22 protein-coding genes are annotated in these 25,331 nt (G+C 61.4%); 8 read left to right on the forward strand and 14 right to left on the reverse strand.

Going from position 1 to position 25,331, the window contains the following annotated elements; genetic code table 11:
• Positions 1–9: 9 nt before the first annotated feature.
• Positions 10–333 carry a hypothetical protein gene (locus AC07NR_RS26630; RefSeq protein WP_085712273.1) on the reverse strand — a complete coding sequence of 108 codons (324 nt, stop codon included), beginning with the start codon at positions 331–333 and terminating at the stop codon, positions 10–12.
• A 254-nt stretch (positions 334–587) separates the two neighbouring features.
• On the opposite strand from AC07NR_RS26630, the gene leuS reads away from it, so the two are divergent.
• The 5 genes from leuS to AC07NR_RS26655 all read left to right on the forward strand — a co-directional run bounded on the left by leuS (position 588) and on the right by AC07NR_RS26655 (position 6,652).
• Positions 588–3,194, forward strand: a complete 2,607-nt coding sequence (gene leuS / locus AC07NR_RS26635) for a leucine--tRNA ligase (protein WP_305835632.1) — start codon at positions 588–590, stop codon at positions 3,192–3,194.
• Between the two features lie 87 nt (positions 3,195–3,281).
• The gene (locus AC07NR_RS26640; RefSeq protein WP_305835633.1) at positions 3,282–3,887 is read left to right on the forward strand and encodes an LPS-assembly lipoprotein LptE; all 606 of its coding nucleotides are present in this window, start codon (positions 3,282–3,284) and stop codon (positions 3,885–3,887) included.
• Between the two features lie 39 nt (positions 3,888–3,926).
• Positions 3,927–4,964, forward strand: coding sequence for a DNA polymerase III subunit delta (gene holA, locus AC07NR_RS26645; protein WP_085712276.1), 1,038 nt, complete (start codon positions 3,927–3,929; stop codon positions 4,962–4,964).
• Between the two features lie 139 nt (positions 4,965–5,103).
• Complete coding sequence (gene arfA / locus AC07NR_RS26650) at positions 5,104–5,268, forward strand: alternative ribosome rescue factor ArfA (protein ID WP_007958672.1); 165 nt, start codon at positions 5,104–5,106, stop codon at positions 5,266–5,268.
• Positions 5,269–5,329: 61 nt separating this feature from the next.
• Positions 5,330–6,652 carry a lytic murein transglycosylase gene (locus AC07NR_RS26655; protein ID WP_495079817.1) on the forward strand — a complete coding sequence of 441 codons (1,323 nt, stop codon included), beginning with the start codon at positions 5,330–5,332 and terminating at the stop codon, positions 6,650–6,652.
• Positions 6,653–6,698: 46 nt separating this feature from the next.
• Here AC07NR_RS26655 and AC07NR_RS26660 read toward each other — a convergent pair whose 3' ends face one another.
• The 13 genes from AC07NR_RS26660 to AC07NR_RS26720 all read right to left on the reverse strand — a co-directional run bounded on the left by AC07NR_RS26660 (position 6,699) and on the right by AC07NR_RS26720 (position 19,283).
• Positions 6,699–7,646, reverse strand: a complete 948-nt coding sequence (locus AC07NR_RS26660) for a S66 peptidase family protein (RefSeq protein WP_248740509.1) — start codon at positions 7,644–7,646, stop codon at positions 6,699–6,701.
• A gap of 174 nt (positions 7,647–7,820) precedes the next feature.
• Positions 7,821–8,819 (reverse strand): lipoyl synthase, encoded by a 999-nt coding sequence (lipA, locus tag AC07NR_RS26665; RefSeq protein WP_162803535.1) that lies wholly within the window; start codon positions 8,817–8,819, stop codon positions 7,821–7,823.
• Between the two features lie 25 nt (positions 8,820–8,844).
• Complete coding sequence (gene lipB, locus AC07NR_RS26670) at positions 8,845–9,492, reverse strand: lipoyl(octanoyl) transferase LipB (RefSeq protein WP_085712280.1); 648 nt, start codon at positions 9,490–9,492, stop codon at positions 8,845–8,847.
• Positions 9,492–9,767 (reverse strand): DUF493 domain-containing protein, encoded by a 276-nt coding sequence (locus AC07NR_RS26675; RefSeq protein ID WP_007958664.1) that lies wholly within the window; start codon positions 9,765–9,767, stop codon positions 9,492–9,494. The genes lipB and AC07NR_RS26675 overlap by 1 nt, the downstream gene beginning before the upstream one ends.
• 84 nt (positions 9,768–9,851) lie before the next feature.
• On the reverse strand, positions 9,852–11,009 hold the full coding sequence (locus AC07NR_RS26680) for a D-alanyl-D-alanine carboxypeptidase family protein (RefSeq protein WP_065259591.1): 1,158 nt from the start codon (positions 11,007–11,009) through the stop codon (positions 9,852–9,854).
• Between the two features lie 189 nt (positions 11,010–11,198).
• Entirely contained in the window at positions 11,199–12,209 is a 1,011-nt protein-coding gene (locus tag AC07NR_RS26685; RefSeq protein ID WP_495079818.1) for a septal ring lytic transglycosylase RlpA family protein, read from the reverse strand.
• Positions 12,209–13,219 (reverse strand): lytic murein transglycosylase B, encoded by a 1,011-nt coding sequence (gene mltB, locus AC07NR_RS26690; protein ID WP_085712282.1) that lies wholly within the window; start codon positions 13,217–13,219, stop codon positions 12,209–12,211. Before mltB ends, AC07NR_RS26685 begins: the two co-directional genes overlap by 1 nt.
• A 17-nt stretch (positions 13,220–13,236) precedes the next feature.
• Positions 13,237–14,340, reverse strand: coding sequence for a rod shape-determining protein RodA (rodA, locus tag AC07NR_RS26695; RefSeq protein WP_085712360.1), 1,104 nt, complete (start codon positions 14,338–14,340; stop codon positions 13,237–13,239).
• A gap of 31 nt (positions 14,341–14,371) precedes the next feature.
• Positions 14,372–16,267 carry a penicillin-binding protein 2 gene (gene mrdA / locus AC07NR_RS26700; RefSeq protein WP_305835639.1) on the reverse strand — a complete coding sequence of 632 codons (1,896 nt, stop codon included), beginning with the start codon at positions 16,265–16,267 and terminating at the stop codon, positions 14,372–14,374.
• Between the two features lie 10 nt (positions 16,268–16,277).
• Positions 16,278–16,745, reverse strand: coding sequence for a 23S rRNA (pseudouridine(1915)-N(3))-methyltransferase RlmH (gene rlmH, locus AC07NR_RS26705; protein WP_495079819.1), 468 nt, complete (start codon positions 16,743–16,745; stop codon positions 16,278–16,280).
• Positions 16,746–16,755: 10 nt separating this feature from the next.
• Positions 16,756–17,250, reverse strand: a complete 495-nt coding sequence (gene rsfS / locus AC07NR_RS26710; protein WP_085712284.1) for a ribosome silencing factor — start codon at positions 17,248–17,250, stop codon at positions 16,756–16,758.
• A gap of 70 nt (positions 17,251–17,320) precedes the next feature.
• On the reverse strand, positions 17,321–18,043 hold the full coding sequence (gene nadD, locus AC07NR_RS26715) for a nicotinate-nucleotide adenylyltransferase (RefSeq protein ID WP_495079820.1): 723 nt from the start codon (positions 18,041–18,043) through the stop codon (positions 17,321–17,323).
• Positions 18,012–19,283 carry a glutamate-5-semialdehyde dehydrogenase gene (locus AC07NR_RS26720; RefSeq protein WP_495079821.1) on the reverse strand — a complete coding sequence of 424 codons (1,272 nt, stop codon included), beginning with the start codon at positions 19,281–19,283 and terminating at the stop codon, positions 18,012–18,014. Before AC07NR_RS26720 ends, nadD begins: the two co-directional genes overlap by 32 nt.
• 177 nt (positions 19,284–19,460) lie before the next feature.
• Here AC07NR_RS26720 and AC07NR_RS26725 point away from each other — a divergent pair, with 177 nt between their 5' ends.
• From AC07NR_RS26725 to AC07NR_RS26735, 3 genes are all read left to right on the forward strand, one after another.
• Positions 19,461–20,156, forward strand: coding sequence for a DNA-3-methyladenine glycosylase (locus tag AC07NR_RS26725; protein ID WP_495079822.1), 696 nt, complete (start codon positions 19,461–19,463; stop codon positions 20,154–20,156).
• A gap of 54 nt (positions 20,157–20,210) precedes the next feature.
• Positions 20,211–21,527, forward strand: a complete 1,317-nt coding sequence (locus AC07NR_RS26730; protein ID WP_495079823.1) for a bifunctional DedA family/phosphatase PAP2 family protein — start codon at positions 20,211–20,213, stop codon at positions 21,525–21,527.
• 139 nt (positions 21,528–21,666) lie between these two features.
• The gene (locus AC07NR_RS26735) at positions 21,667–25,107 is read left to right on the forward strand and encodes a calcium-binding protein (protein ID WP_495079824.1); all 3,441 of its coding nucleotides are present in this window, start codon (positions 21,667–21,669) and stop codon (positions 25,105–25,107) included.
• Positions 25,108–25,331 lie beyond the last annotated feature (224 nt).

Here is a 25,331-nt window from a genome sequence, read left to right on the forward strand (position 1 = left end):
GCCATGCGTTTACTTGGCCTGCAGGGTTCGCACTTTTACGGTTTCTCTGCCCGGTGCCTTGTCCTTGAGCCAGATGACCTTGGCCGAATGGGCTGCATCGAGTTGCTTCACTGCCTGTGACAGGTATCCGTGGGTTTCACGCTCACTGCGATCCAGATAAGCCTTGACCAGATTGAACTCGGCGGGGCTCAAGCCACGCAATTCCAGCTCCAGGGGGCGCTCGTCGCGCAGCCGTCCAGCGGTTTTTGCCGCGTCCAGGGCCATTCCCAGACGATCGATCAACCGCTCGTACAACTCGGGTTTGGTTATGTTTCTTTGCTGTGACTCCACCATCCCTCACCTCATTGAAGATAAGACTCACTCCCCAGTTAGAGCTTAGCTTCGCTGCACAAACCGGCTGCACGCCGCGACCAACGGCCCTCGCCGCGATTTCAACGGGTCAAACGGCTGCAATCAGGGTTTCCCTAGGCCAAGCGCGGTCATGTATGCTACGGCGCTTCCTGTAACTCCACTTCCAGCCCGTCCGGCACGCTCCGGATGTCGCATTGAAGAGGATTAGGCCACCCCTATCCAGTACAAAAGTAGCCATGCACGAACAATATCAGCCCCGTGAAATCGAAGCCGCCGCCCAGTCGTTCTGGGACGAGCAAAAGTCCTTTGAAGTCAGTGAACAGCCAGGCAAGGAGACTTACTACTGCCTGTCGATGTTCCCTTACCCCAGCGGCAAGCTACACATGGGGCACGTGCGCAACTACACCATCGGCGACGTGATCTCCCGCTACCAGCGCATGCTCGGCAAGAACGTCCTGCAACCGATGGGTTGGGACGCCTTCGGCATGCCGGCGGAAAACGCCGCGATGAAGAACAACGTGGCACCGGCCAAGTGGACCTACGAAAACATCGCCTACATGAAATCCCAGCTGCGCAGCCTGGGCCTCGCGGTGGACTGGTCCCGCGAAGTCACCACCTGCAAGCCGGATTACTACCGTTGGGAACAATGGCTGTTCACCCGCCTGTTCGAAAAAGGCGTGATCTACCGCAAGAACGGTACCGTGAACTGGGACCCGATCGACCAGACCGTTCTGGCCAACGAACAGGTGATCGACGGTCGCGGCTGGCGCTCCGGCGCGCTGATCGAAAAGCGCGAAATCCCGATGTACTACTTCAAGATCACCGCCTACGCGGATGAGCTGCTGGAGAGTCTCGACGAACTGACCGGCTGGCCGGAACAGGTCAAGACCATGCAGCGCAACTGGATCGGCAAGTCCCGCGGGATGGAAGTGCAGTTCCCATACAACGTCGATTCGATCGGCGAAAGCGGCACCCTGAAAGTCTTCACCACCCGTCCGGACACCCTGATGGGTGCAACCTATGTTGCGGTGGCCGCCGAACACCACCTGGCCGCTCTCGCCGCCAAGAACAACCCTGAGCTGCAAGCGTTCATCGCCGAATGCAAGGGCGGCAGCGTTGCCGAAGCCGACGTCGCCACTCAAGAGAAGAAAGGCCTGCCGACCGGCCTGTTCGTCGAGCACCCGCTGACCGGCGAAAAGCTGCCGGTGTGGGTCGCCAACTACGTGCTGATGCACTACGGCGACGGTGCGGTCATGGCTGTGCCGGCTCACGACGAGCGCGATTTCGAGTTCGCCCACAAATACAACCTGCCAGTCAAATCCGTGGTTCGCACCAGTTCCGGTGAAACCAACCCGGCTCCGTGGCAGGACGCCTACGGCGAGCACGGCACGCTGATCAATTCCGGCGAGTTCGACGGCCTGGACTTCGCAGGCGCGTTCGACGCCATGGAAGTCGCCCTGATCAAGAAAGAGCTGGGCGCCTCGCGCACCCAGTTCCGCCTGCGCGACTGGGGCATCAGCCGTCAGCGCTACTGGGGCTGCCCGATCCCGATCATCCACTGCGATGCCTGCGGTGACGTGCCGGTGCCGGAAGACCAGTTGCCGGTCGTACTGCCGGAAGACGTGGTGCCGGACGGCGCCGGTTCGCCGCTGGCGCGCATGCCCGAGTTCTACGAGTGCACCTGCCCGAAATGCGGCCAGCCTGCCAAGCGTGAAACCGACACCATGGACACCTTCGTCGAGTCGTCCTGGTACTACGCCCGTTACGCCTCGCCGCACTTCGAAGGCGGCCTGGTGGAAAAATCCGCAGCCGACCACTGGTTGCCGGTGGATCAATACATCGGCGGTATCGAACACGCCATTCTTCACCTGCTCTACGCGCGCTTCTTCCACAAGCTGATGCGCGACGAAGGCCTGGTGAGCTCCAACGAGCCGTTCAAGAACCTGCTGACCCAGGGCATGGTGGTCGCCGAGACTTACTATCGTCGTGAAGCCAACGGTGCCTACACCTGGTTCAACCCGGCGGACGTGGAACTCGAGCGCGACAGCAAGGCCAAGGTCATCAGTGCCAAACTGAAATCCGACGGCCTGCCGGTGGAAATCGGCGGCACCGAGAAGATGGCCAAGTCGAAGAACAACGGCGTCGACCCGCAATCGATGATCGATCAGTTCGGCGCCGACACCTGCCGTCTGTTCATGATGTTCGCTTCGCCACCTGACATGAGTGCTGAGTGGTCCGACTCCGGCGTGGAAGGCTCGCATCGCTTCCTCAAGCGCGTCTGGCGTCTGGCTCAGGCCCACGTGACTCAGGGCCTGCCGGGCAAACTGGACATCGCCGGCCTGAATGACGAGCAGAAAGTCGTTCGTCGTGCGATCCACCAGGCGATCAAGCAGGCCAGCCATGACGTCGGCCAGAACCACAAATTCAACACCGCCATCGCCCAGGTGATGACGCTGATGAACGTGCTGGAGAAAGCCGCACAAGCCACCGAACAGGACCGCGCGCTGATCCACGAAGGCCTCGAAGCCGTGACCCTGCTGCTGGCACCGATCACACCGCACATCAGCCATGAACTGTGGAACCGCCTGGGCCATGCTGACCCGGTGATTGACGCCGGCTGGCCGGTGCTGGACGAAAGCGCACTGGTGCAGGACAGCCTGACCCTGGTCATCCAGGTCAACGGCAAACTGCGCGGCCAGATCGAAATGCCGGCTGCCGCGACCCGTGAAGAAGTCGAAGCCGCCGCCCGTGCCAACGAAAACGTGCTGCGCTTCGTCGATGGCCTGACTATTCGCAAAGTGATCGTAGTGCCCGGGAAACTGGTCAATATCGTCGCCAGCTAATTGGATCGGACGCCGGGTCTGCCTGGTGTCCAGTAAAACCTTTCGGGCCGCAGGGTCGGCCCACATGGTTTCAAGGGGAGCAACACAATGATCAAACGCAATCTGCTGGTGATGGGCCTCGCTGTCCTGTTGAGCGCCTGCGGTTTCCAGCTGCGCGGCACCGGCACCACCGAACTGACAATCAAGGAGCTCGATCTGAGCGCCCGTAACGCCTACGGCGAAACCGTGACGCAACTGCGTCAGGTGCTGGAGGCCAGCGGCGTCAAGATTGTCTCCGGTGCACCGTACAAGCTGTTCCTGGCCGATGAGCAGGAAAACCAGCGCATCCTCAGCTACGCCGGTGCCGGTCGTACTGGCGAGTATCAAGTGACCACCGTGCTCAACTACGATATTCGTGGCGAAAAAGACCTGCTGCTCAAAAGCGACAAGCTTGAAGTGCAAAAAGTGTTCATTCACGACGGCAACAACCTTGTCGGCTCCGACCAGGAAGCCAACGATGCCCGCCGTGAAACCCGCCGCGAACTGGTCCAGCGCATGATGCTGCGCCTGCAGCAACTGACGCCGGCCCAACTGGATGCCCTGCAGCAGACCGCCAACGCCCGGGCCAAGGCTGAAGCCGACGCCCTGGAAGCGGCGCAGAAGGCTGAAGCGGAAACCCCGCGCCAGTCGCCGCTCGAACTGCCGCAGCAGTAAGACGTCCGGGGCGCTCAGACGCCCCGTTCGCCCTCTCTTATGAAGCTCGCTCCCGCCCAACTTGGCAAACACCTGCAAGGCGCCCTTGCGCCGGTCTACATCATCAGCGGCGATGACCCGCTGCTGTGCCAGGAAGCTGCCGACGCCATTCGTTCCGCTGCCCGTCAGCAAGGTTTCGACGAACGTCAGGTCTTCGCTGCCGACGCCAATTTCGATTGGGGTACGCTGCTGCTGGCCGGCGCCAGCATGTCGCTGTTCGCTGAAAAGCGCCTGCTGGAACTGCGCCTGCCGTCCGGCAAGCCCGGTGACAAGGGTGCCGCCGCGCTGATCGAATACTGCTCGCGCCCCGCCGAAGACACGGTGCTGCTGATCAGCTTGCCCAAGCTGGATGGCAGCGCGCAGAAGACCAAGTGGGGCAAGGCGCTGGTCGAAGGTCAGCAGACCCAGTTCATCCAGATCTGGCCGGTGGATGCCAATCAGTTGCCGAGCTGGATTCGCCAGCGACTGTCTCAGGCCGGCCTCTCGGCCAGTCAGGACGCGGTCGAACTGATCGCCGCGCGGGTCGAAGGCAACCTGCTGGCAGCCGCGCAGGAGATCGAGAAGCTCAAGCTGATGGCCGAAGGCGGACAGATCACCGTCGAAACCGTGCAGGCGGCCGTGGCCGACAGTGCGCGTTTTGACGTGTTCGGCCTGACCGACGCGGTGCTCAATGGCGAACCGGCTCACGCGCTACGCATGCTCGAAGGCCTGCGCGGTGAAGGCGTCGAGCCGCCGGTGATCCTCTGGGCCCTGGCTCGGGAACTGCGTCTGCTGGCCAACATCTCCCTGCAGTACAGCCAGGGTACGCCGCTGGACAAGTGCTTCAGTCAGGCGAAACCGCCGGTCTGGGACAAACGCAAACCGCTGATGAGCAAGGCCCTGCAACGCTACTCGGCGCAACGCTGGGCGCAATTGTTGCTCGAAGCCCAGCGCATCGATGCGCAGATCAAGGGCCAGGCAGCCGGTTCCCCGTGGATGAGCCTCAGCCGTCTGGCGCTGTTGATGGCCGGTCAGCGTCTGACGCTACCTGCCGAGTGAAACCCGGGATCGCACCCTGCGATCCCTTTTTTTGCACAGACCATTTCCTACAGAACATCGCGCCTTCAGTCCTATAGACAGACGCCTGACATCGGCAGATCATTTGCCGCGCAAAACCCACTCACTCGAGAGAAACCTCATGAGCAAAAAGCCATCGAAACATGGCCATAACAAGGCCAAATCCATCGTCGCCCAACCCCTGTTCCGCAGCCGCCAGGAACGACCAACCAAGGGTAAAGGCAGCTACCGCCGCGAAGCCTTCCAGTCTGACAGCTGGGAGGCTTCTTACTTTCTGGCCGCTTGAAGCGCACCACCCCTTCCTCATGTTAAGGTCTGCACCTGATTCGTATCCCCTGGACCTGTGCATGCCCCTCAGTCTTTCCCGTCGTTGGCCCGTTCGCCAACTGATCGCTGCCACAAGTTTCATACTGCTTGTCGCCTGCGCGGAGAAACCCACCGCCGCCGACGCGCAACCGCTTCAGACTGCTCCCGTTGCCACGGCCCCTGCGCTCATTCCGCCGGTAGTGCCGTCCGGTGACGACCTCGATCTGCAACCGACCCAGACTTTCGCCGAGTGGCAGGCAGGTTTCCGCAAGGACGCCCTGGCCGCCGGTATCCGCCCCGATGTGTTTGATCGCGCCTTTGCCAACGTAAGCTTTGATGCCAGCGTGATCCGCGCCGACCGTAGCCAGCCCGAGTTTGCCCGCCCGGTGTGGGAGTACCTGGACGGCGCCCTGTCGCCGCTGCGAGTACGTAAAGGCCAGGCCTTGATCAACCAGTACGCCGATATCCTGCAACGCATCGAGCAACGTTATGGCGTCGATCGCCAGGCGCTGGTATCGGTGTGGGGGATGGAGAGCAATTTCGGTCAGTTCCAGGGCACCAAATCGGTGATCAACTCTCTGGCAACCCTGGCCTATGAAGGTCGCCGCCCGGCCTTTGCTCACGCGCAACTGATCGCGGCGCTGCAGATCCTGCAACAGGGCGACATCACGCCGGAGAAAATGCTCGGTTCCTGGGCCGGCGCCATGGGCCAGACCCAGTTCATCCCGACCACCTACAACACCCACGCCGTGGATTTCGACGGTGACGGTCGCCGTGACATCTGGGGCAGCCCGGCTGACGCCTTGGCCTCGACTGCGCATTACCTGCAAAGCTCCGGCTGGCAGCGTGGTCAGCCATGGGGCTTCGAGGTGCAGCTGCCGAGCGGTTTCAATTACACCCTGGCGGATGGCGCGATTCGCAAGAGTGTCGCCGAATGGCGACAACTGGGTGTGATCCTGCCCAACGGTGGCCAGGCACCGGCTGGCTCCGAGCAATTGTCGGCTGCCCTGCTGTTGCCGGCCGGCTATCGTGGCCCGGCGTTCCTGATCCTCGACAACTTCCGGGCGATCCTCAAGTACAACAACTCGTCGTCCTATGCCCTGGCGGTAAGCCTGTTGTCCGAGCGCTTCAACGGCGCAGGCCTGATCAACGGCACCTGGCCGAAGGATGATCTACCGCTGAGCCGTACCGAGCGTATCGAGTTGCAAAACCTGCTGACCGCGCGCAACTACGACGCGGGCACCGCAGACGGCATCATCGGTGCCAATACGCGCAAGGCGATCCGCAGTGCGCAGCAGTCCTTTGGCTGGCCGGCGGATGGCTATCCGACGCACAAGCTGCTGGAAAGCTTGCGTAGCCAGTAAAAACAAAACCGCCGCCTCTTCAGGCGGCGGTTTTTTTGTGGCTCGTTTAACGAATTACCACATCCTGCTCCAGCATCAATTCCTTCTTCCCCGCATCCAGCCGCACCAGCGCGCCCAGCGGCAAGGTCAGGTTCGGATCGCAATGCCCACTGCGCCAGCCCGACAGCACCGGGATCCGCAGCGGCTCGAAGGTCTGCTTGAGCAGGCGATTCAGCGCATCGACATCCACTCCCGCGATATCCCCGACCAACACGCCACGCAATCGAGCCAGCTTGCCGGCAAGACGCATCTGGGTCAGCAATCGGTCGATCCGATACAGCGGCTCGTTGACGTCCTCGATGAGCAGGATCACCCCTTCGACGTCGATTTCGTAGGGCGTACCCAGGGTTGCGGCGATCATCGCCAGATTGCCGCCCAGCAAACGCCCGTGAGCGATGCCGGGCTCAACCGTGGTCAATGGATAAGCCACCGGATGACTCATCACACTGCCGGCCTTCAATTGACCGCGCAACATGGCGAAGAACGACGTCACCGTCGGCGGCTCCTTGTCCCCCAACAGGTCGGCGTTCAACAGTGGCCCGTGAAAGGTCACGAACCCGGCGTAGCGACTGATGGCCAGATGAAGCGCGGTGATGTCGCTGTAACCGACAAAGGGCTTGGCATGGCGCGCCAGCAGATCGTAGTCGATTTGATCCAGCAGGCGCGGCGTGCCGTAACCGCCACGCAGACAGATGATTGCGTCAACCTCGGGATCAGTGAACGCCGCGTGCAGATCATTGAGCCGCACCTTGTCGCTGCCGGCCAGATAACCATCCTTCTCGTAGACGCCAGGAAACACCCGCAAACCGTAACCCCGGGCGCGCATCCACTGGATGGCCTTTTCGGTATCCAGCGCGCCGGGACCGGCGGGCGCAATAACGCCTATCAGCCCTTCCGACGGCAGCGCCGGCACAGGCTTGTGCGGAAAAAGGGTGTGGGTCGGTCGAACGGTCATCCATGGATCTCCCTGTGTAAAGTCATGCACACACAGTAGTCAGGAACGGCGACAAACAGAAGAGGCTCGGCTGCGCCGCAGATTGCAGGAAAAGTGAACAACGAGTGTAGTCCGGGCAAAAAAATGCCCGCCGGGCGGTAAACCCCGGCGGGCATTTTCTCGTTCAGCGCTGAATCAGGAACCGAGCAGTTCGGCCTTGACCAGTTTCGCCTGCTCGTCGGCGTGGTACGACGAACGCACCAACGGACCGGACGCGACGTTCTTGAAGCCCATCTTGTAACCTTCCTCGGCGAACCAGGCGAAGGTGTCCGGGTGCACGAAACGCTGCACCGGCAAGTGGCTGCGGGACGGTTGCAGGTATTGGCCCAGGGTCAGCATGTCGATGTCGTGTTCGCGCATGCGCTTCATGACTTCGATGACTTCGTCGTCGGTCTCGCCCAGACCCAGCATCAGGCCGGATTTGGTCGGAATGTGCGGCATCATCTGCTTGAAACGCTGCAGCAGGGTCAGCGACCACTGGTAGTCCGAACCCGGACGCGCAGCCTTGTACAGGCGCGGTACGGTTTCCAGGTTGTGGTTGAACACATCCGGTGGCTCGGCCGCGGTGATTTCCAGGGCGATGTCCATGCGGCCACGGTAGTCCGGGACCAGGGTCTCGAGCTGCACGTTCGGCGACAGTTTGCGGATTTCGCGGATGCAGTCGGCAAAGTGCTGGGCACCGCCGTCACGCAGGTCGTCGCGGTCAACCGAGGTGATCACCACATACTTGAGCTTCAGGTCGGCGATGGCGATGGCCAGGCTTTCCGGCTCGTTGACGTCCAGTGGTTTCGGACGACCGTGACCCACGTCGCAGAACGGGCAGCGACGGGTGCAGATGTCGCCCATGATCATGAAGGTCGCGGTGCCGCCGGAGAAGCACTCGCCCAAGTTCGGGCAGGACGCTTCTTCGCAGACGCTGTGCAGCTTGTGCTTGCGCAACAGGCTCTTGATGCGCTCGACTTCCGGCGAAACCGGGATGCGCACGCGGATCCAGTCGGGTTTCTTCGGCAGTTCGGTGGTCGGAATGATCTTCACCGGGATGCGTGCAACCTTCTCGGCGCCGCGCAGCTTGACGCCGGCTTCAACCTTGGGACGCGGGGCCGGGCGCTCGGTCACGTCGAGCGTCGGGATCATGGTTTGCACTGCATCAGTAGTCATATCAGTCGATTCCGCCCGTCAGGGTCGTCTGCTCAGCATAGTCGAGGTGTTTGACGAGCTGCGCGCGCAGCCGGGCACTTACCTCGGCAAATTCAATCGATCCTGCGTGATCGCTCAGCTGGGTCATCGCCAGCCCGGCATAGCCGCAGGGATTAATCCGTCGAAACGGTTCCAGGTTCATATCCACGTTCAGGGCCAGGCCATGAAAGGAACAACCGTGGCGAATCCGCAAACCCAGAGAAGCGATTTTCGCTCCGTCGACATAGACGCCGGGAGCATCCGGCTTGGCCACGGCGGTCACACCGTAGCTGGCCAGCAGTTCGATCAGGCAGCGCTCCATGCGCGTGACCAGGTCGCGTACGCCAAAACCCAGTTTGCGTACATCCAGCAACAGGTACGCCACCAGTTGGCCGGGGCCATGGTAAGTCACCTGCCCGCCGCGGTCGACCTGAACCACCGGGATATCTCCCGGCAGCAACAGATGTTCGGCCTTGCCGGCCTGACCCTGAGTGAACACCGGCGGGTGTTCGACGAGCCAGATTTCGTCGGCGGCATCACTGCCGCGTTCGTTGGTAAAGCGTTGCATGGCATGCCAGACCGGCTCGTAAGCCATCTGGCCAAGTTCGCGAAAGCCCAGCGTGCCCGGCATCACAACACCATGTGTACGAAGCCGGTCGCCCGCAGTTCGCTGTTGATGTTGTACAGCTGATCCTGGTCGGTCGCGACGATGTGCAACTGGATGGTGGTGTACTTGCCGTTGCTGCTTTGACGCTCGTCGACACGCTCATCGTTGATCTTTGCGTGTTTCTTGACGATGTCGATGATCTTGTCTTTGTTGCCGACGCCCGTATCGCTGATTACCTTAACCGGATAATCAACCTGCGGAAATTCGATCTTTGGCGCCTTTACTTCGGTATCGGTCATGGCGTAACGGCCTCGTAAGCGTAAGCCCGGTAACGAACAAGGCCCCGCTCCGGAAGGGAACGGGGCCATGCAGGTCAACTCGAATCAGTTGAACAAGCCGTAGAAGAATAGACGGATGCTATCCCACATGCGGCGGAAGATACCACCCTCCTCGACAGCGTCCAGGGCGATCAGGTCGGCGCTGTGCACCACCTTGTCGTCCAGTTTCACTTCGACTTTACCGATCACGTCGCCCTTGGCGATTGGCGCGGTCAGTTGCGGGTTCATGGTCATGCTGGCGGCGAGCTTCTTCAGCTGGCCTTTCGGCAGGGTCATGGTCAGGTCTTCAGCCAGGCCGGCCTTGACTTGACTGGTGGTGCCTTTCCACACCGGGGCCTGAGCCAGTTCGGTGCCCTTCTGGTAGAAGGTCTGGGTTTCGAAGAAACGGAAACCGTAGGTCAGCAGTTTCTGGGTTTCGGCAGCACGAGCCACTTCGCTGTTGGTGCCGAACACCACGGCGATCAAACGCATGCCATCACGTACAGCCGAAGACACCATGCAGTAGCCGGCTTCATCGGTGTGACCGGTTTTCAGACCGTCAACGGTCTTGTCGCGCCACAGCAGCAGGTTGCGGTTAGGCTGCTTGATGCCGTTCCAGAAGAACTCTTTCTGCGAGTAGATCGCGTAGTGAGCCGGGTCTTCGTGGATGATCGCACGCGCCAGGATCGCCATGTCGTGAGCCGACGAGTAGTGCTCAGGGTTTGGCAGGCCGGTCGGGTTCATGAAGTGGGTATTGGTCATGCCCAGATCGGCGACAGTCTTGTTCATCAGGTCGGCGAAAGCGTCTTCGCTGCCGGCGATGTGCTCGGCCACCGCGACGCTGGCGTCGTTGCCGGACTGAATGATGATGCCGTGCAGCAGGTCGCTGACAGTCACCTGCGAGCCGACCTTGATGAACATCCGCGAACCGCCGGTGCGCCAGGCGTTTTCGCTGACGGTCACCGGATCGTTTTCACCGATCTGGCCACGACGGATTTCCAGCGTTGCAATGTACGCGGTCATCAGTTTGGTCAGGCTGGCCGGTGGCAGACGCTGGTCACCGTTGTTCTCCACCAGCACGTTGCCGCTGCTGGCGTCCATGAGCACGTAGGCTTTTGCGGCCAGTTGAGGTGGCGACGGCATCATCTCGGCCGCGAAGGCGGCTGGCGAGAGGAGCAGCGGGACTAGCAGACACAGGCGTTTGGCAAAGGTGGTGATGTTCATCCGTCTCTCGAAATCGCTAATGGAAACTGCCCTTGCGGGCAAAATTAATCAGATGACTTTCTAACGAGTCATCGCGTGTTCAGTTGCTCACTCCAGTCACCCTTTGCCGGGCTTTTGTTCTTCGACGAGCCAACAACCTGATTCACCCCCCAATCGCTGGTGAACCGTCAATCAAGTGCTACGTATTACTTACTCGGTGACCACACTTGGCGAACCAAGGTTGGCCAGGCGCACGCTGTTCTGCACCTGGGCAATTTCACCCGGCGAACCGATCGGTCCCAGGCGTACCCGGTGCAGGGTCTGCTGATTGCGCACGATCGAGCTGATGAACACCGGAGCGCTCACCATCCCGCTGAGCTTCGACCTCAGGAGTTCTGCAGCGTCCGGGTTGGCGAACGCGCCCACCTGCAGATACTGGCCAGACGCTGGTGCAGAAGCGTTTTTTTTTGCGCCGATCTGTACAGGTACAGTGTCGGAGGCATGCTGTTGCGGCGGCGGAGTCCACTGCTCGATGGTACCGGCCGAAGCCGTGATCACCGGCGCAGCATTCTGCGCGACTTGCGGTTCGTTGAGCATCAAAGGCGCCGGACGGCCCTTCGCAGCCCACCACTGCTGCGGGTCGATACCCTCGACCTTGACCCGCGCGGTGCCGATTTCGGCATAACCGAGCTTTTTGGCCGCAGCGTAGGACAGGTCGATGATCCGGTCCGAATAGAACGGCCCGCGGTCGTTGACCCGCAGGATCACGCTCTTGTTGTTGTCCAGGTTGGTCACCCGAACGTAACTTGGCAGCGGTAAGGTCTTGTGAGCGGCACTCATGCCGTACAGGTCATAGACCTCGCCGTTGGCGGTGTTCTGACCGTGGAACTTGGTGCCGTACCAGGACGCGGTACCCGAGGCCACGTAGGTCTTGGATTCCTGCAACGGGAAGTAGGTCTTCCCCAGCACGGTATAAGGGTTGGCCTTGTACGGGCCGGTGTGCAGGGTCGGCGTGGCGTCCGGAATGCGCGACACATCGACGTCCCACCATGGCGCGCCGTCCTTGTGGGCCCGGTTGATGTCCAGACCCGGCTGGGCACGAACGGTATTGGAGGCGTATTTCTGGGTCGGCGCCCGGCTGGTCGAGCAACTGGCGACCAGCACCGCCAACGCAGCGAATGCCACCAGCTTCAGGGGTTTGTTGATAGGCAATGCCTGCATTACTTGACGCCCCGTGCTTTTACCAGCTCTTCAGACAGTTGATGTACAGCCATGGCGTACATCACGCTGCGGTTATAACGCGTGATCGCGTAGAAATTCTTCAGGCCCATCCAGTATTCCGGGCCATTGTCGCCTTCCAGGCGAAATGCAGTAACCGGCATATCATCGCGCAGCGCATCATGACTTGACCAGCCCAGCGCTCGCAACTCCCCGACGGTTTTCGTCGGTTCGATGCCAGTAGTCAGGCCTTCATCCACCTGCTCGCCGCGCACATCGGCACGACTGACCACCGGTTCGCCGGCCACCCAGCCGTGCCGCTTGAAGTAGCTGGCGACGCTGCCGATCGCATCATCCGGGTTGTTCCAGATATTGATGTGGCCATCGCCGTCGAAATCCACCGCGTAGGCGCGAAAACTGCTCGGCATGAACTGCGGCAGGCCCATCGCCCCGGCGTAGGAACCCTTGAGGGTCAGCGGGTCGACCTGTTCTTCGCGAGCCAAGAGCAGGAACTCACGCAGTTCCTTGCGGAAAAATTCGGCACGGGGAGGATAGTCGAAACCCAGCGTGGACAAGGCATCGATCACCCGGTAATTACCGGTATTACGTCCGAAAAAGGTCTCGACGCCGATGATCGACACGATCACCTGAGCCGGAACGCCGTATTCCTGCTCGGCGCGGGCCAGTACCGCCTCGTGCTGGCGCCAGAAGTCCACACCACGGGCGATGCGCGCGTCGGTGATGAACATCGGCCGGTATTCTTTCCACTGTTTGACCCGTTCGGCGGGTTTGGAAATCGCGTCGAGAATCGCCTGCTTGCGCTGGGCCTCGCGGAACACCGCCATCAGTTGCTCGCCGGCGAAACCGTAGTCGCGGGTCATTTCACCGACGAATTCGGCCACCTGGGGCGAGCCTTCGTAATCGCCGGCCAGCGCTTCCTGCGCGCTGCCAAGGATGCCTACCAGGCCGAGCCACGGTGCGTATCGTGTCGCCCAGTCACGCATTACTTGCATTGAACTCTTCACCTTATTCAAACCTGTGCGATCCACTTGCGATGCGTATGGATCGACATCAAAACCCCAAACGCTGACAGCAGCGTCACCAGCGAAGTTCCGCCGTAGCTAATGAACGGCAACGGCACCCCCACCACCGGCAACAGGCCACTGACCATACCGATGTTGACGAAAACATAAACAAAAAACGTCATGGTCAAGGCGCCGGCGAGCAATTTGCCGAACAGGGTCTGGGCCTGGGCGGTAATCACCAGGCCGCGACCGATCAGCAGCAGATAGATCAGCAACAGCGCGCAAATGCCCACCAGCCCGAACTCTTCGCCCAGCACCGCAATAATGAAGTCGGTGTGGCTTTCCGGCAGGAAGTCCAGGTGCGACTGGGTACCCAGCAGCCAGCCCTTGCCGAACACGCCACCGGAACCGATGGCGGCCTTCGACTGAATGATGTTCCAGCCGGTGCCCAGCGGATCGCTTTCCGGGTCGAGGAAGGTCAGGATCCGCTGCTTCTGATAGTCGTGCATGATGAAGAACCACATGGCGATCGCCACGGGTACGGCGGCGGCCAGCACGCTGAGGATCCAGCGCCAGCGCAACCCACCCATGAACAGCACGAACGCGCCACCGGCCAGAATCAGCAGCGACGTGCCCAGATCCGGCTGACGCACGATCAGAATGAACGGCACGCCGATCAACATCAGGCTGATCCCGACGTGCTTGAGCTGCGGCGGCAACGTGCGCTTGGACAGATACCAGGCGATGGTCGCCGGCATCAGGATCTTCATGAACTCCGATGGCTGGAAGCGGATCACCCCGGGAATGTTGATCCAGCGGGTCGCGCCCATGGCGTTGTGGCCCATGATGTCCACCACCATCAGCAGCACCACCCCGACCACATAACCGAGCGGTACCCAACGGGCCATGAACCGTGGTTCGAACTGGGCGATGACGATCATCGACACCAGGCCGATGCCGAACGACGTGGCCTGCTTGGCCAGAAGGTCCCAGCTCTTGCCGCTGGCCGAATACAGCACGAACAGGCTGCCGGCGGCGAGGATCAGCAGCAGGACCAGCAAGGGTCCGTCGATATGCAGGCGTTGCAGCAGCGTCGCGCGGCGACGCATCACATCCTCACTGGAGAGCATGCGATCGAAATTATTCTTCACGGGCCGTAGCCTCCGCACTGATTGGGCTGGCGTATTCGGCCTTCAAGCGTCCGTCCTGATCCAGCAGCCAGGCGTCCATCACCTGACGCACCACAGGCGCGGCAACACCGGACCCGGACTCACCGTTCTCGACCATCACCGACACCACGATTTTCGGGTTGTCGGCCGGCGCAAAACCGACGAACAGGGCGTGGTCGCGGTGGCGTTCCTGCACTTTGGAGCGGTCGTATTTCTCGCCTTGCTTGATCGCGACCACCTGGGCCGTACCCGACTTGCCGGCAATCCGGTATTGCGCGCCGATCGACGCCTTGCGCGCGGTACCCCGGGCACCGTGCATCACCTGTTGCATGCCGTGGTTGACCTTGGTCCAGTCCGACGGATCGCGCAGGACGATGTCCGGCATCGGGTTTTCATCCTTGGGCCTCTCGCCTTCGATGGTCTTGGCCAGGTGCGGACGGTTCCACACACCCTTGTTGGCCACCAGCGCAGTGGCCTGGGCCAGTTGCAGCGGCGTCGATTGCATGTAGCCCTGGCCGATCCCGAGAATCAGGGTCTCGCCCGGGAACCATGCCTGCTTTCGGGTAGCGCGCTTCCATTCGCGGGACGGCATCAGGCCGGGGGATTCTTCGAACATGTCCAGCGAGACCTTCTGGCCGATGCCGAACTTGTTCATATAGGCCGACAACCGGTCGATGCCCAGCTTGTGCGCCAGGTCATAGAAGTAGGTGTCGTTGGACCGCATGATCGCCGTGTCGAGGTCGACGAAGCCGTCCCCGGTGCGGTTCCAGTTGCGGTATTTGTGATCGTAGTTGGGCAGCATGTAGTAGCCGGGGTCGAACACCCGACTCGACGCCGTCACCACGCCCGCGTCCAGACCGGCAATCGCCACCGCCGGCTTGATCGTCGAGCCCGGCGGATACAGACCGCGCAACACGCGGTTGAACAGCGGCCGGTCGATGGAATCGCGCAGCTCGGCGTAAGCCTTGAAGCTGATGCCGGTGACGAACAGGTTCGGGTCGAAGCTCGGCTGGCTGACCATCGCCAGCACTTCACCGGTGTTCGGGTCCAGCGCCACTACTGCGCCGCGTCGCCCGCCCAGCGCGGCTTCGGCGGCTTCCTGCAATTTGATGTCGAGGCTCAGGACGATGTCCTTGCCCGGCACCGGATCGGTACGCTTGAGTACCCGCAGCACACGGCCCCGGGCGTTGGTCTCGACCTCTTCGTAACCCACCTGGCCATGCAACTCGGCTTCGTAGAAGCGCTCGATGCCGGTCTTGCCGATGTGGTGGGTGCCGCTGTAGTTGACCGGATCAAGGGTCTTCAGCTCTTTCTCGTTGATCCGCCCCATGTACCCCACCGAGTGCGCAAAATGCGCGCCCTGCGGGTAGTGACGCACCAGTTGCGCGACCACTTCCACGCCCGGCAGACGGAACTGGTTCACCGCGATCCGGGCGATCTGCTCTTCGGTCAGCTCGAACAGGATCGGCACCGGCTCGAACGGCCGACGCCCCTGGCGCATGCGCTTTTCGAAGATCACCCGGTCTTCCGGCGTCAGCTCCAGCACTTCGACGATCACGTCGAGCACCTGCTGCCAGTCGCCGGAGCGCTCGCGGGTCATGCTCAGGCTGAAGCTCGGACGGTTATCCGCCACCACCACGCCGTTGCGGTCGTAAATCAGGCCACGGGTCGGCGGGATCGGCTGGACATGGACGCGGTTGTTTTCCGAAAGAGTCGAGTGATACTCGTACTGGATCACTTGCAGGAAATACAGCCGGGCAATCAGCACACAGATCAGCAGCACCACCGCAATGGCCCCGAACACGACGCGGCTACGCACCAGGCGGGCGTCTTTTTCGTGGTCCTTGATGCGGATCGGCTGGGACATGAGGGCAGGATTACTTGTGGTAAGGGTGGCCGGACAACACGGTCCAGGCACGATACAACTGCTCGCCGATGAGGATGCGCACCAACGGGTGCGGCAGCGTCAACGTCGACAACGACCAGCGCTGGTCGGCGCGGGCACAGACTTCCGGCGCCAGCCCTTCCGGGCCACCGACCATGAAATTGACCGTGCGCGAGTCCAGCCGCCAACGGTCGAGTTCGACCGCCAGCTGCTCGGTGCTCCAGGGCTTGCCGTGCACTTCGAGGGTGACGATCCGCTCGTTGTGCCCGACCTTGGCCAGCATGGCTTCGCCTTCCTGACGGATGAAGCGGGCCACGTCGGCATTCTTCCCACGGGTATTGAGCGGAATTTCCACCAGTTCCAGCGCCAGCTCGGACGGAAGACGCTTGGCATATTCATGCCAGCCTTCTTCCACCCACTTGGGCATGCGTGAACCGACGGCGATCAGTCGCAGTCGCACAGCGCTTCCCTTACAGCTGGTCTTTGTTGAGCTTGGTGAAGTGCTCGTGGGTGTTTTCCGGGCTGTGGTGCTTGGCGTCTGCCGCACGGCTTTGCTCGGCACCGGCCCACAGGCGCTCCAGGTCGTAGAACTGACGGGCCGAGGCGGTCATCATGTGCACGATCACCAGGTCCAGGTCCAGCAGCACCCAGTCACTGTCGCCCTTGCCTTCTTCGCCCAGCGGCTTGGCGCCCTGCTTTTTCACTTCTTCGCGAACCTTGTCCAGCATCGCGTTGATCTGACGGTTGGAAGTACCGGTGGCGATGATCATGTAGTCAGTGATGCTCTGCTTGTCGCGCACATCGATGATCTGGATGTCCTGGGCCTTGACGTCTTCCAGGGCAGCCACAGCCACCTTGACCAGCTCGTCGCCTTTCAGCGGCTCGTTGGTGTTGGCGACTTCCGGCAGCGGAGCGCTCTTGAACGTGCCTTTGCGCTTTACTTTGGTTTGGTCTTTGTCAGTCATATAAAACTCGTTTTGCTCATGTATTCGGCGGCTCGTCCCACGATGATCGTGTTACTCGAGCACGCCTTGTTCAGTTCGACGCACGGTACAGACCGTGCGCATCGATGTAGGCCAGGACCGCGTCGGGCACCAGGAAACGTACCGACTTACCGCTGGCCAGCAGTTGACGGATCTGGGTGGCGGAGACCGCGAGCGGTGTCTGCCAGACGAATGCAATCTGTCCGCTCGGCCCTTTCAGGGCCAGCGGGTCGCTCACCGAACGCGCTGCCAGCAGGTTGCGCAAGGCATCCGGCGGTTCGCTGTCGGCGTCCGGGCGCTGTAGCACCAGGATGTGGCAATGCTGGAGCAACTCCTCCCAGCGGTGCCAAGTGGGCAGGCCGCAAAATGCGTCCCAGCCCAAAAGCAGAAAAACCTGGGTCTCGGCGGCCAGTTCAGCGCGCAGCGACTCCAGGGTATCGATGGTCCAGGACGGTTTGTCCCGCTGCAATTCGCGGGCGTCCACCACCAGCGGCGGCACTCCGGCCACCGCACATTCAACCATTGCCAGCCGATCCTGCGCCGACACCTGCGGGGTATCGCGATGGGGCGGCCGGGCGCTGGGCATCATGCGCAGCTCATCGAGCGCCAGCGCATCGGCGACTTCCAGCGCGCCGCGCAAATGGCCGACATGCACCGGATCGAAGGTTCCGCCCAGGACACCAACGCGTTTGGGGCGAGACTTCCTGCCGGATTTCGGCGCTTTCGGGTCGAGGTCGGACAAGTCAGACCGTCGCCTGGCCGCGCAACTGGCCATCACCGACCACGACGTATTTCTCGCAGGTCAGTCCTTCGAGGCCCACCGGGCCACGGGCGTGCAGCTTATCAGTAGAAATGCCGATCTCGGCACCCAATCCGTATTCGAATCCATCGGCGAAGCAGGTCGGGGTGTTGATCATCACCGATGCCGAGTCGACTTCGGCCACGAACTGCCGGGTGTCGGCGAGGTTTTCGCTGACGATCGAATCGGTGTGGTGCGAACCGTAATGGTTGATATGTTCGATGGCCTGGTCCAGACCGTCGACCACGCGGATCGACAGAATCGGCGCCAGATACTCGGTGCTCCAGTCTTCTTCAGTCGCCGCTACCGCCTCGATGATCGCCCGGGTGCGCTCGCAGCCACGCAGCTCGACGCCTTTTTCGCGGAACTGTTTTGCCATCGACGGCAGGAAATCCTTCGCAACACTTTGATCGACCAGCAGCGTCTCCATCGCGCCGCAGATGCCATAACGATAGGTCTTGGCATTGAAGGCAATGCGCTGGGCTTTCGGCAGGTCGGCGTGTTCGCTGACATAGACGTGGCAGATGCCGTCCAGATGCTTGATCACCGGCACCCGGGCGTCACGGCTGATGCGCTCGATCAGGCCACGGCCACCGCGCGGCACGATCACATCGACGTACTCGGGCATGGTGATCAGGGCACCAACGGCGGCGCGGTCGGTGGTTTCCACCACTTGCACCACGGCGGCCGGCAGTTCGGCTTCGGCCAGACCACGCTGGATGCAGGCGGCAATCGCGCGGTTGGAATGAATCGCTTCGGAACCGCCACGCAGGATGGTCGCGTTGCCGGACTTCAGGCACAGGCTGGCGGCGTCGATGGTCACGTTCGGACGGGATTCGTAGATGATCCCGATCACACCCAGCGGCACGCGCATCTTGCCGACCTGAATGCCCGACGGACGGAAGCTCATGTCGCGGATAGCACCGACCGGATCCGGCAAGGCTGCCACCTGGCGCAGACCGACGATCATCCCGTCGATGCGGGCCGGGGTCAGTTCCAGGCGCTCCAGCAGTGCAGGTTCCAGACCGTTGGCGCGACCGGCGGCCAGATCCTGTTCATTGGCTGCCGCAAGCTCGGCGCGGGCGGTGTCCAGCGCATTGGCGGCAGCCAGCAGGGCGCGGTTTTTCTGCGCGGTGCTGGCACGGCCGATGACCCGGGAAGCTTCACGGGCGGCGCGACCCAATCGGGTCATGTAGTCAAGAACGGACTCAGTCATGGTCTGCTGGGGTCTTGGCAAAGAGGAAAGCGGCAGATTATAGCTGTCGCGTCCCGGGACTAACAGCGGTGACGGGCGGATGGTCGAAATGGACGGCGATTTGCCGATGTTCAGCCGTAATTAAGGCTCGGATTGTTATCATCACGACCTCTTTCGCCTGGATAAACACCGTTTGCCATGTCCAACCTGACCGTTCGCGCCCGTGCCGAGCGCCTGCCGCTGGGCCTTCCAGACGCTTTTTTTGACCGTGACGCCCAGACACTTGCCCGGGATCTGCTGGGCAAAGTCATCCGCCACCGGGTCGGCGACCTGTGGCTCAGCGCCCGGATCATCGAAACCGAAGCGTATTACTGCGAAGAAAAAGGCAGCCACGCCTCTCTCGGCTACACGGAAAAGCGTAAGGCTTTGTTTCTGGATGGCGGCCACATCTATATGTACTACGCCCGTGGCGGCGATTCGTTGAACTTCAGTGCCCAAGGGCCTGGCAATGCGGTGCTGATCAAGTCCGCCTATCCCTGGGTCGACGAGATCAGCGGCCCGGCCAGTCTGGCGCAGATGCTGCTGAACAACCCCGATGCACAGGGCCGCCCGCGACCGTCGCAAAAGCTTTGCGCCGGGCAGACCCTGTTGTGCAAAGCCCTGGGGCTGAAAGTGCCGGCGTGGGATGCCAAGCGTTTCGACCACGAAATACTGCTGGTGGAAGACACCGGCCCAGCGCCTGGTCACATCATCCAGACCACCCGCCTGGGCATCCCCCATGGCCGTGACGAGCATTTGATGTATCGCTTCGTCGATGCGGCCTACGCCCAATGGTGCACCCGGAACCCGCTGCGTCGGGGTCAGGTCGAAGGGCGCGATTACTTTCTGCTGTGAACTTCCCCTCTGCGCTACGCCGACCAGGGACATCAATGAAATGGAGTGTGTTGTATGGGCCCATGGCTCGATAGCGTGACCGGATGGCTGGCCGCCAATCCGCAGTGGCTGGCTGCTGCGGTGTTCGTCGTGGCCTTCGTCGAATGCCTGGCGATTGCCGGGATCATCGTTCCCGGCACGGTGTTGCTGTTCGCCGTGGCGGCACTTGCCGGCAGCGGTGCGCTGTCGTTGAGCGAGACCCTGTTGCTGGGCTTTCTCGGCGGGATTCTCGGCGACCTGGTGTCGTATTTCCTCGGTCGCCACTTCCACCAGAACATCCGGCGCCTGCCGGGTCTGCGTCATCACCCGGAGTGGATGGCCGGCGCGGAGACCTACTTCCAGCGCTACGGCATCGCCAGTCTGCTGGTCGGGCGTTTCATTGGTCCGCTGCGACCGATGCTGCCGATGGTCGCCGGGATGTGCGACATGCCCTTCCCGCGCTTCGTTGCCGTCAGCCTGCTGGCGGCGGCTGGCTGGAGCATCGCCTACCTGCTGCCGGGCTGGGCCACCGGGGCGGCGATTCGTCTGCCATTGCCCGAAGGTTTCTGGCTGCAGGCCGGGATTGTCGCCGCCAGCATTGCGGTGATGGTCGGCCTGAGCGCCAACAGCAGCCTGCGCCGTCACCGCCGGGCGACGATCTGGATCAGCAGCATGAGCCTGTTGATCCTGATCGCGCTGTTCATCGGTTATCCGTATCTGACCGCGCTCGACCAGGGCGTCATGACCCTCGTGCAGGAGCACCGCAGCGCGGTGCTCGACGAGGTCGCGGTGGTCTTCACCCTGATCGGCGAATTCCGCAACATGCTGGTGTTCAGCATTTTGCTGACCGGCCTGTTGCTGCTGTGCCGCCAGTGGCGTCAGGCGATCTTTGCCGGCAGTACCCTGCTCGTCACTGCGCTGGCCAACACCGGGACCAAACTGTTTTTCGCCCGGGTGCGCCCGGAGGTGCTGACCGATCCGATCACAAGTTACAGCATGCCCAGCGGCCATGCGTCCGGATCGTTCGCGCTGTTCCTGACCCTCGCCGTGCTGGCCGGACGTGGACAACCGCCAAGACTGCGCCTGACCTGGCTGTTGATCGGCTGCATTCCGGCGCTGGCGATTGCGCTGTCGCGGGTGTATCTGGGGGCACACTGGCCGACGGATGTCCTGGCCGGTGCCATGCTCGCCGCCTGTGTCTGCGCAGCGAGCCTGTGGCTGATTCAGCGCCGCTCGCCCCTTGAAGCGATGCCGCAGAAAGTCTGGTGGCTGGTGCTGCCGGCGCTGGTCGCCTTGTTCGGTTTCTTTGTACTGCGGCATCTGCCACATACCTTGTTGCGATATGCCTACTGAGCCCGCGCTCAACGCTCATCGGTGCATCCGGTGCCGATGAGCGTCATCAAACATTTGGCAAAGCAAATGCTCATGAACAAGTCCGTGCCCCATGCCACATTCCGGCAGCAGCACCACAAACGGACTTGTGAAAAGAACCATGACTTTGACCAATCAGCTGAACCCTGTTTCACGGACTGACCGACCGTCGGCTCCGATCAAAATATCCGACCTGAACATCCGCCAGGAACCGCCCCTTCAGCCCTCGGGCCAAAAACCCGGGCTTGCGGATCTCGACACCCTGTTCGGCCCTCTGCGCATTGGAGAATTCAGTGTCAGCCGCCAGACTCTCCAGGCCTTGGGCGGCCGAATCGATGGGGAAACCCTCTCGGCGACCAACACCTACTTTTCCGAACCTGACCAAGCGTTCATCGATGCACTGGAATTCGATACGGCTCAGATCGAACAGCGCATGAGATCCGTACCCTCACCGGAAAACGCTCAGATCTCGCCCCTGCTGTACGAAATCGTCACTCAGCGCTCCCCCGACGCCCCACCGCTCATGCGAGAGAAATCCACGGGCGAATTCGCTGAGGCCATGAGCAAGATAAACAACTTGCTGAACGCCACCCAACGTCTGGACATTCGTCGAGATCCATTGCCCGAACACTTGCCGGACTGGGTCGATAAAACAAAAAGCCGCGGGATGGCCGGCATGGGCGTCGGGATGCAGGCATATGGTCTCTACAGCGCTTACATCGGCGCCATCGACGCCCTGAAGAAAGGCGACACGGCTGAAGCACTGATCAACGTCGGCGGAGGCCTCGCGGAAATCACCTCGTTGGGTGTCGAGTACACGCTGGGCAAGACGGGCGAGCATATGATCCGCCAGGGGTCCATGGCCTTCGAACAATTCGGCAAGACCGCCATGGGCAAGTGGCTGTGTCGCGGAGCCGGACTGATCGCCAGCGTGCTGACGTTGCCCTTCGATATCTATACCGCCATCAAATCCTTCAACGATGCGGCCAAGGCCCAGGGCAAGGAAGCTCAGGACCTGTACGTCACCGGCGGACTGAGCGTATTCAGTGGCGCGTTGTCCCTGGCCCTTGGATGCGCAGCGCTGGCGGGATTCCAGGCGGCAGGCCCGGTGGGTATTGCCGCCGCCGCAATCATGATTGTCGGGGCGAAAATCTATGGCGCCGTCCGGGCGGTCGACGACATTGACGACTACATCGAACTGACCGTGAACGAACGCTGGCGTGCTGGCTGGTTCGCATTCACCGGTCAGGATCAGGACAAGACGCTGATGGATCGCTACCTGATTGCCAAGACCACCGCCGACTATGCCAAAGCCCTGAAGACCCGCAGCCTCGCCTGGCTCGACAATGAATTCAAGGAGAGCGTCGACGCAATCGTCAATGGCCGGTTCGAGGTCCGGCTGCAGCCCACTCGCATCTATTACTACGAGTGGAACCAGGGCGACTCGCCATACAAGACCGAAAACCTGCCGGTCATCGTTGACACCGATGACGTTTACGACGCAAGGGGTGGCCTGCCGACATCGGATTCCATTCTCTCCAAAGTAAAAAGTGATCCGGCCAAGGGCGTGTTCTGGAGTCTCGGCGGCGGCCAGGACGCTGTGCAGGGTGTGCAGAATAAAGCCAACTTTTTCAGCTATGGCACCGGCAGAAAAGTGCTGCATGGCGGAGAAAAGGGTGACTCCTTTATCTTTCAGTCGGCGTCCGAAGCTCTTTCATGCGATCCGATCAAGGCAAGCGAGCTGTCGGGAGGGGACGGTATCGATCTGTTATGGCTGCAAGGCAAACACAGTCATCTGGATCATCTCCCCGCCCCGCCGCGCCACCTCGGCTATGACATCGACCTGAAAAACGGCAGGCTGTCGTTGCGACCCGTAGACCCGAAACTCGAGCCGGTACTGCACTCGACACTCAAATCCATCGAAAAGGTCGAGACGCTCGCCGGCGCGGTCAATCGCGTGACCGGCTCCGATCAGGCGGACATCATCGCCGCCAATGGAAATGACCGCGTCGAGGCCGGTGCCGGGGACGACCAGATTTCCGTGCGGGGTCTGCATGTCACGGTCGATGGCGGCCCTGGCAGCGATATCTATCAGCTCGACCCGATGAGTCGCCACGTTTCCATCTGCGAAGATGGACAGGAACCCAGCAAGGTCTATCTGGGTGTACCGCTCGAAAGCATCCAGCGCTGGTACATCCGCAATAACGCACTGGTCATCGAATCACTGCGCGACGACGACGTGCGCTCGCCACAACGGGAACTGGTTCTCGAAGCGGTGTACCGGTCCATCGACGGCAAGCGCTCGTTACGCAATGACAAATGGACGTTCGTCACCCAGGACGGTTATCACCTGCAACCGGAGTGGCCTGCCGAAATCACGGATCCGAACGATCTGTCGGTGACTGTCAGCGTTCTGACTGCCGGCATCGCCAAGGCTTCGCCGGTCCCGGTCAATGACCGCCCTTTCAATCTTTCGGACAAGACGCACTCGTCCTACTTTGTTTCCCGCGATGTCCATCACACGATCCTGGTGACCCGGCAAAACGGCAAGCCCACCCGGAGCACCCTTTATGTCGATCGCGACAGTTCGGAAATCGACGAAGTCCGGGCCATCTATACCGTGAAAAAAACGGAGCCCGGTGCGTTCACGTTTCTCGGCTACTCGAACGTTCACTTCACCATCACTTTCGGCCCGGGAGGAGGTCTGCTTTCATTGCACGGTGCCGTGAGTGAACATCCAGGCAAGAAAAGCGATATGGGCGCCGGGATCATGGCCTCCGGCTGGCTGATGAACCATCCCGTGACCCTGATCATGCGTGACGGCGTTTCCTATGCCCTCGAACTCCCTGGCAACTCGTATCTTGAGGATGCAAAAAACAGCGGTTACACCACTATCCAGAGCCGCGCCTCATTGCGCGAGCGGGCCGGCAAATACATTTTCGTCCGGCCTTTCATCGAAAAACGCACCTTGAAGGCAACACCGCAACGGGTCGATTTTCAGGCTGCAGAACACCATGCGACCTACTGGCTGGAAGGACGATCCTCGACTTACGAGCTGCTTCCCGCCAGCCACCTCTCCATCCGACTGTCCACCGCCGAGGCCGACGCCAGCATTTCAGGGTCATCCACCTGGCACGTTCACACACAGCATCTGCAGGAGCAGATTACTTCGCACGACCTTGCCATCAAGGACAACCTGCTGAAGATCGGCAGCATCCGGATTCACCTGCCGGACAGCAACGACCCCGCATTGCCACTGGAAACCGTCGAGGTAGTGGTCACATCGGGGAACCGTTACAGGATCAACGCCCTGTTCGAGGTGATCGGTCTCTACGCCGTGGATGCCCGCACCTATTCATCGGTTCAGGCAATCATCCAGGACATCGCCGATCATCAACAACGTGACGAACTCGAGACCCGCCACGTGCAGGTTCGCAACATTCGTCTGCGCGACGGGACTCCCGCCAGCATCTTCTACAACACCGACACCCATGTCTGGAGCTCGGAAAGTGCTCCCTCCCGCTCGATACCGATCGAGCACCTGATCATCGTCAAGGAATGACACCATGCGACCCAAACCACCCGCGCCGACCAGCCCTCACAGACCAAACACGCCTGTCGACCCGCTCGCTCAACCACCCCGGTTACGGCCACTGCTTCCACAGCCGCCGCAACATCAATCACCCGATCCGTTCACTTCACGTGGGCAAAACCCGGGGCATACCCCGCCACCCGCCGGCACATCCGAACCACCTCGTGTACAGATATCGGACTTGCCAGCGGGCT

The organism is Pseudomonas sp. GW821-FHT09C09, from assembly GCF_059418105.1.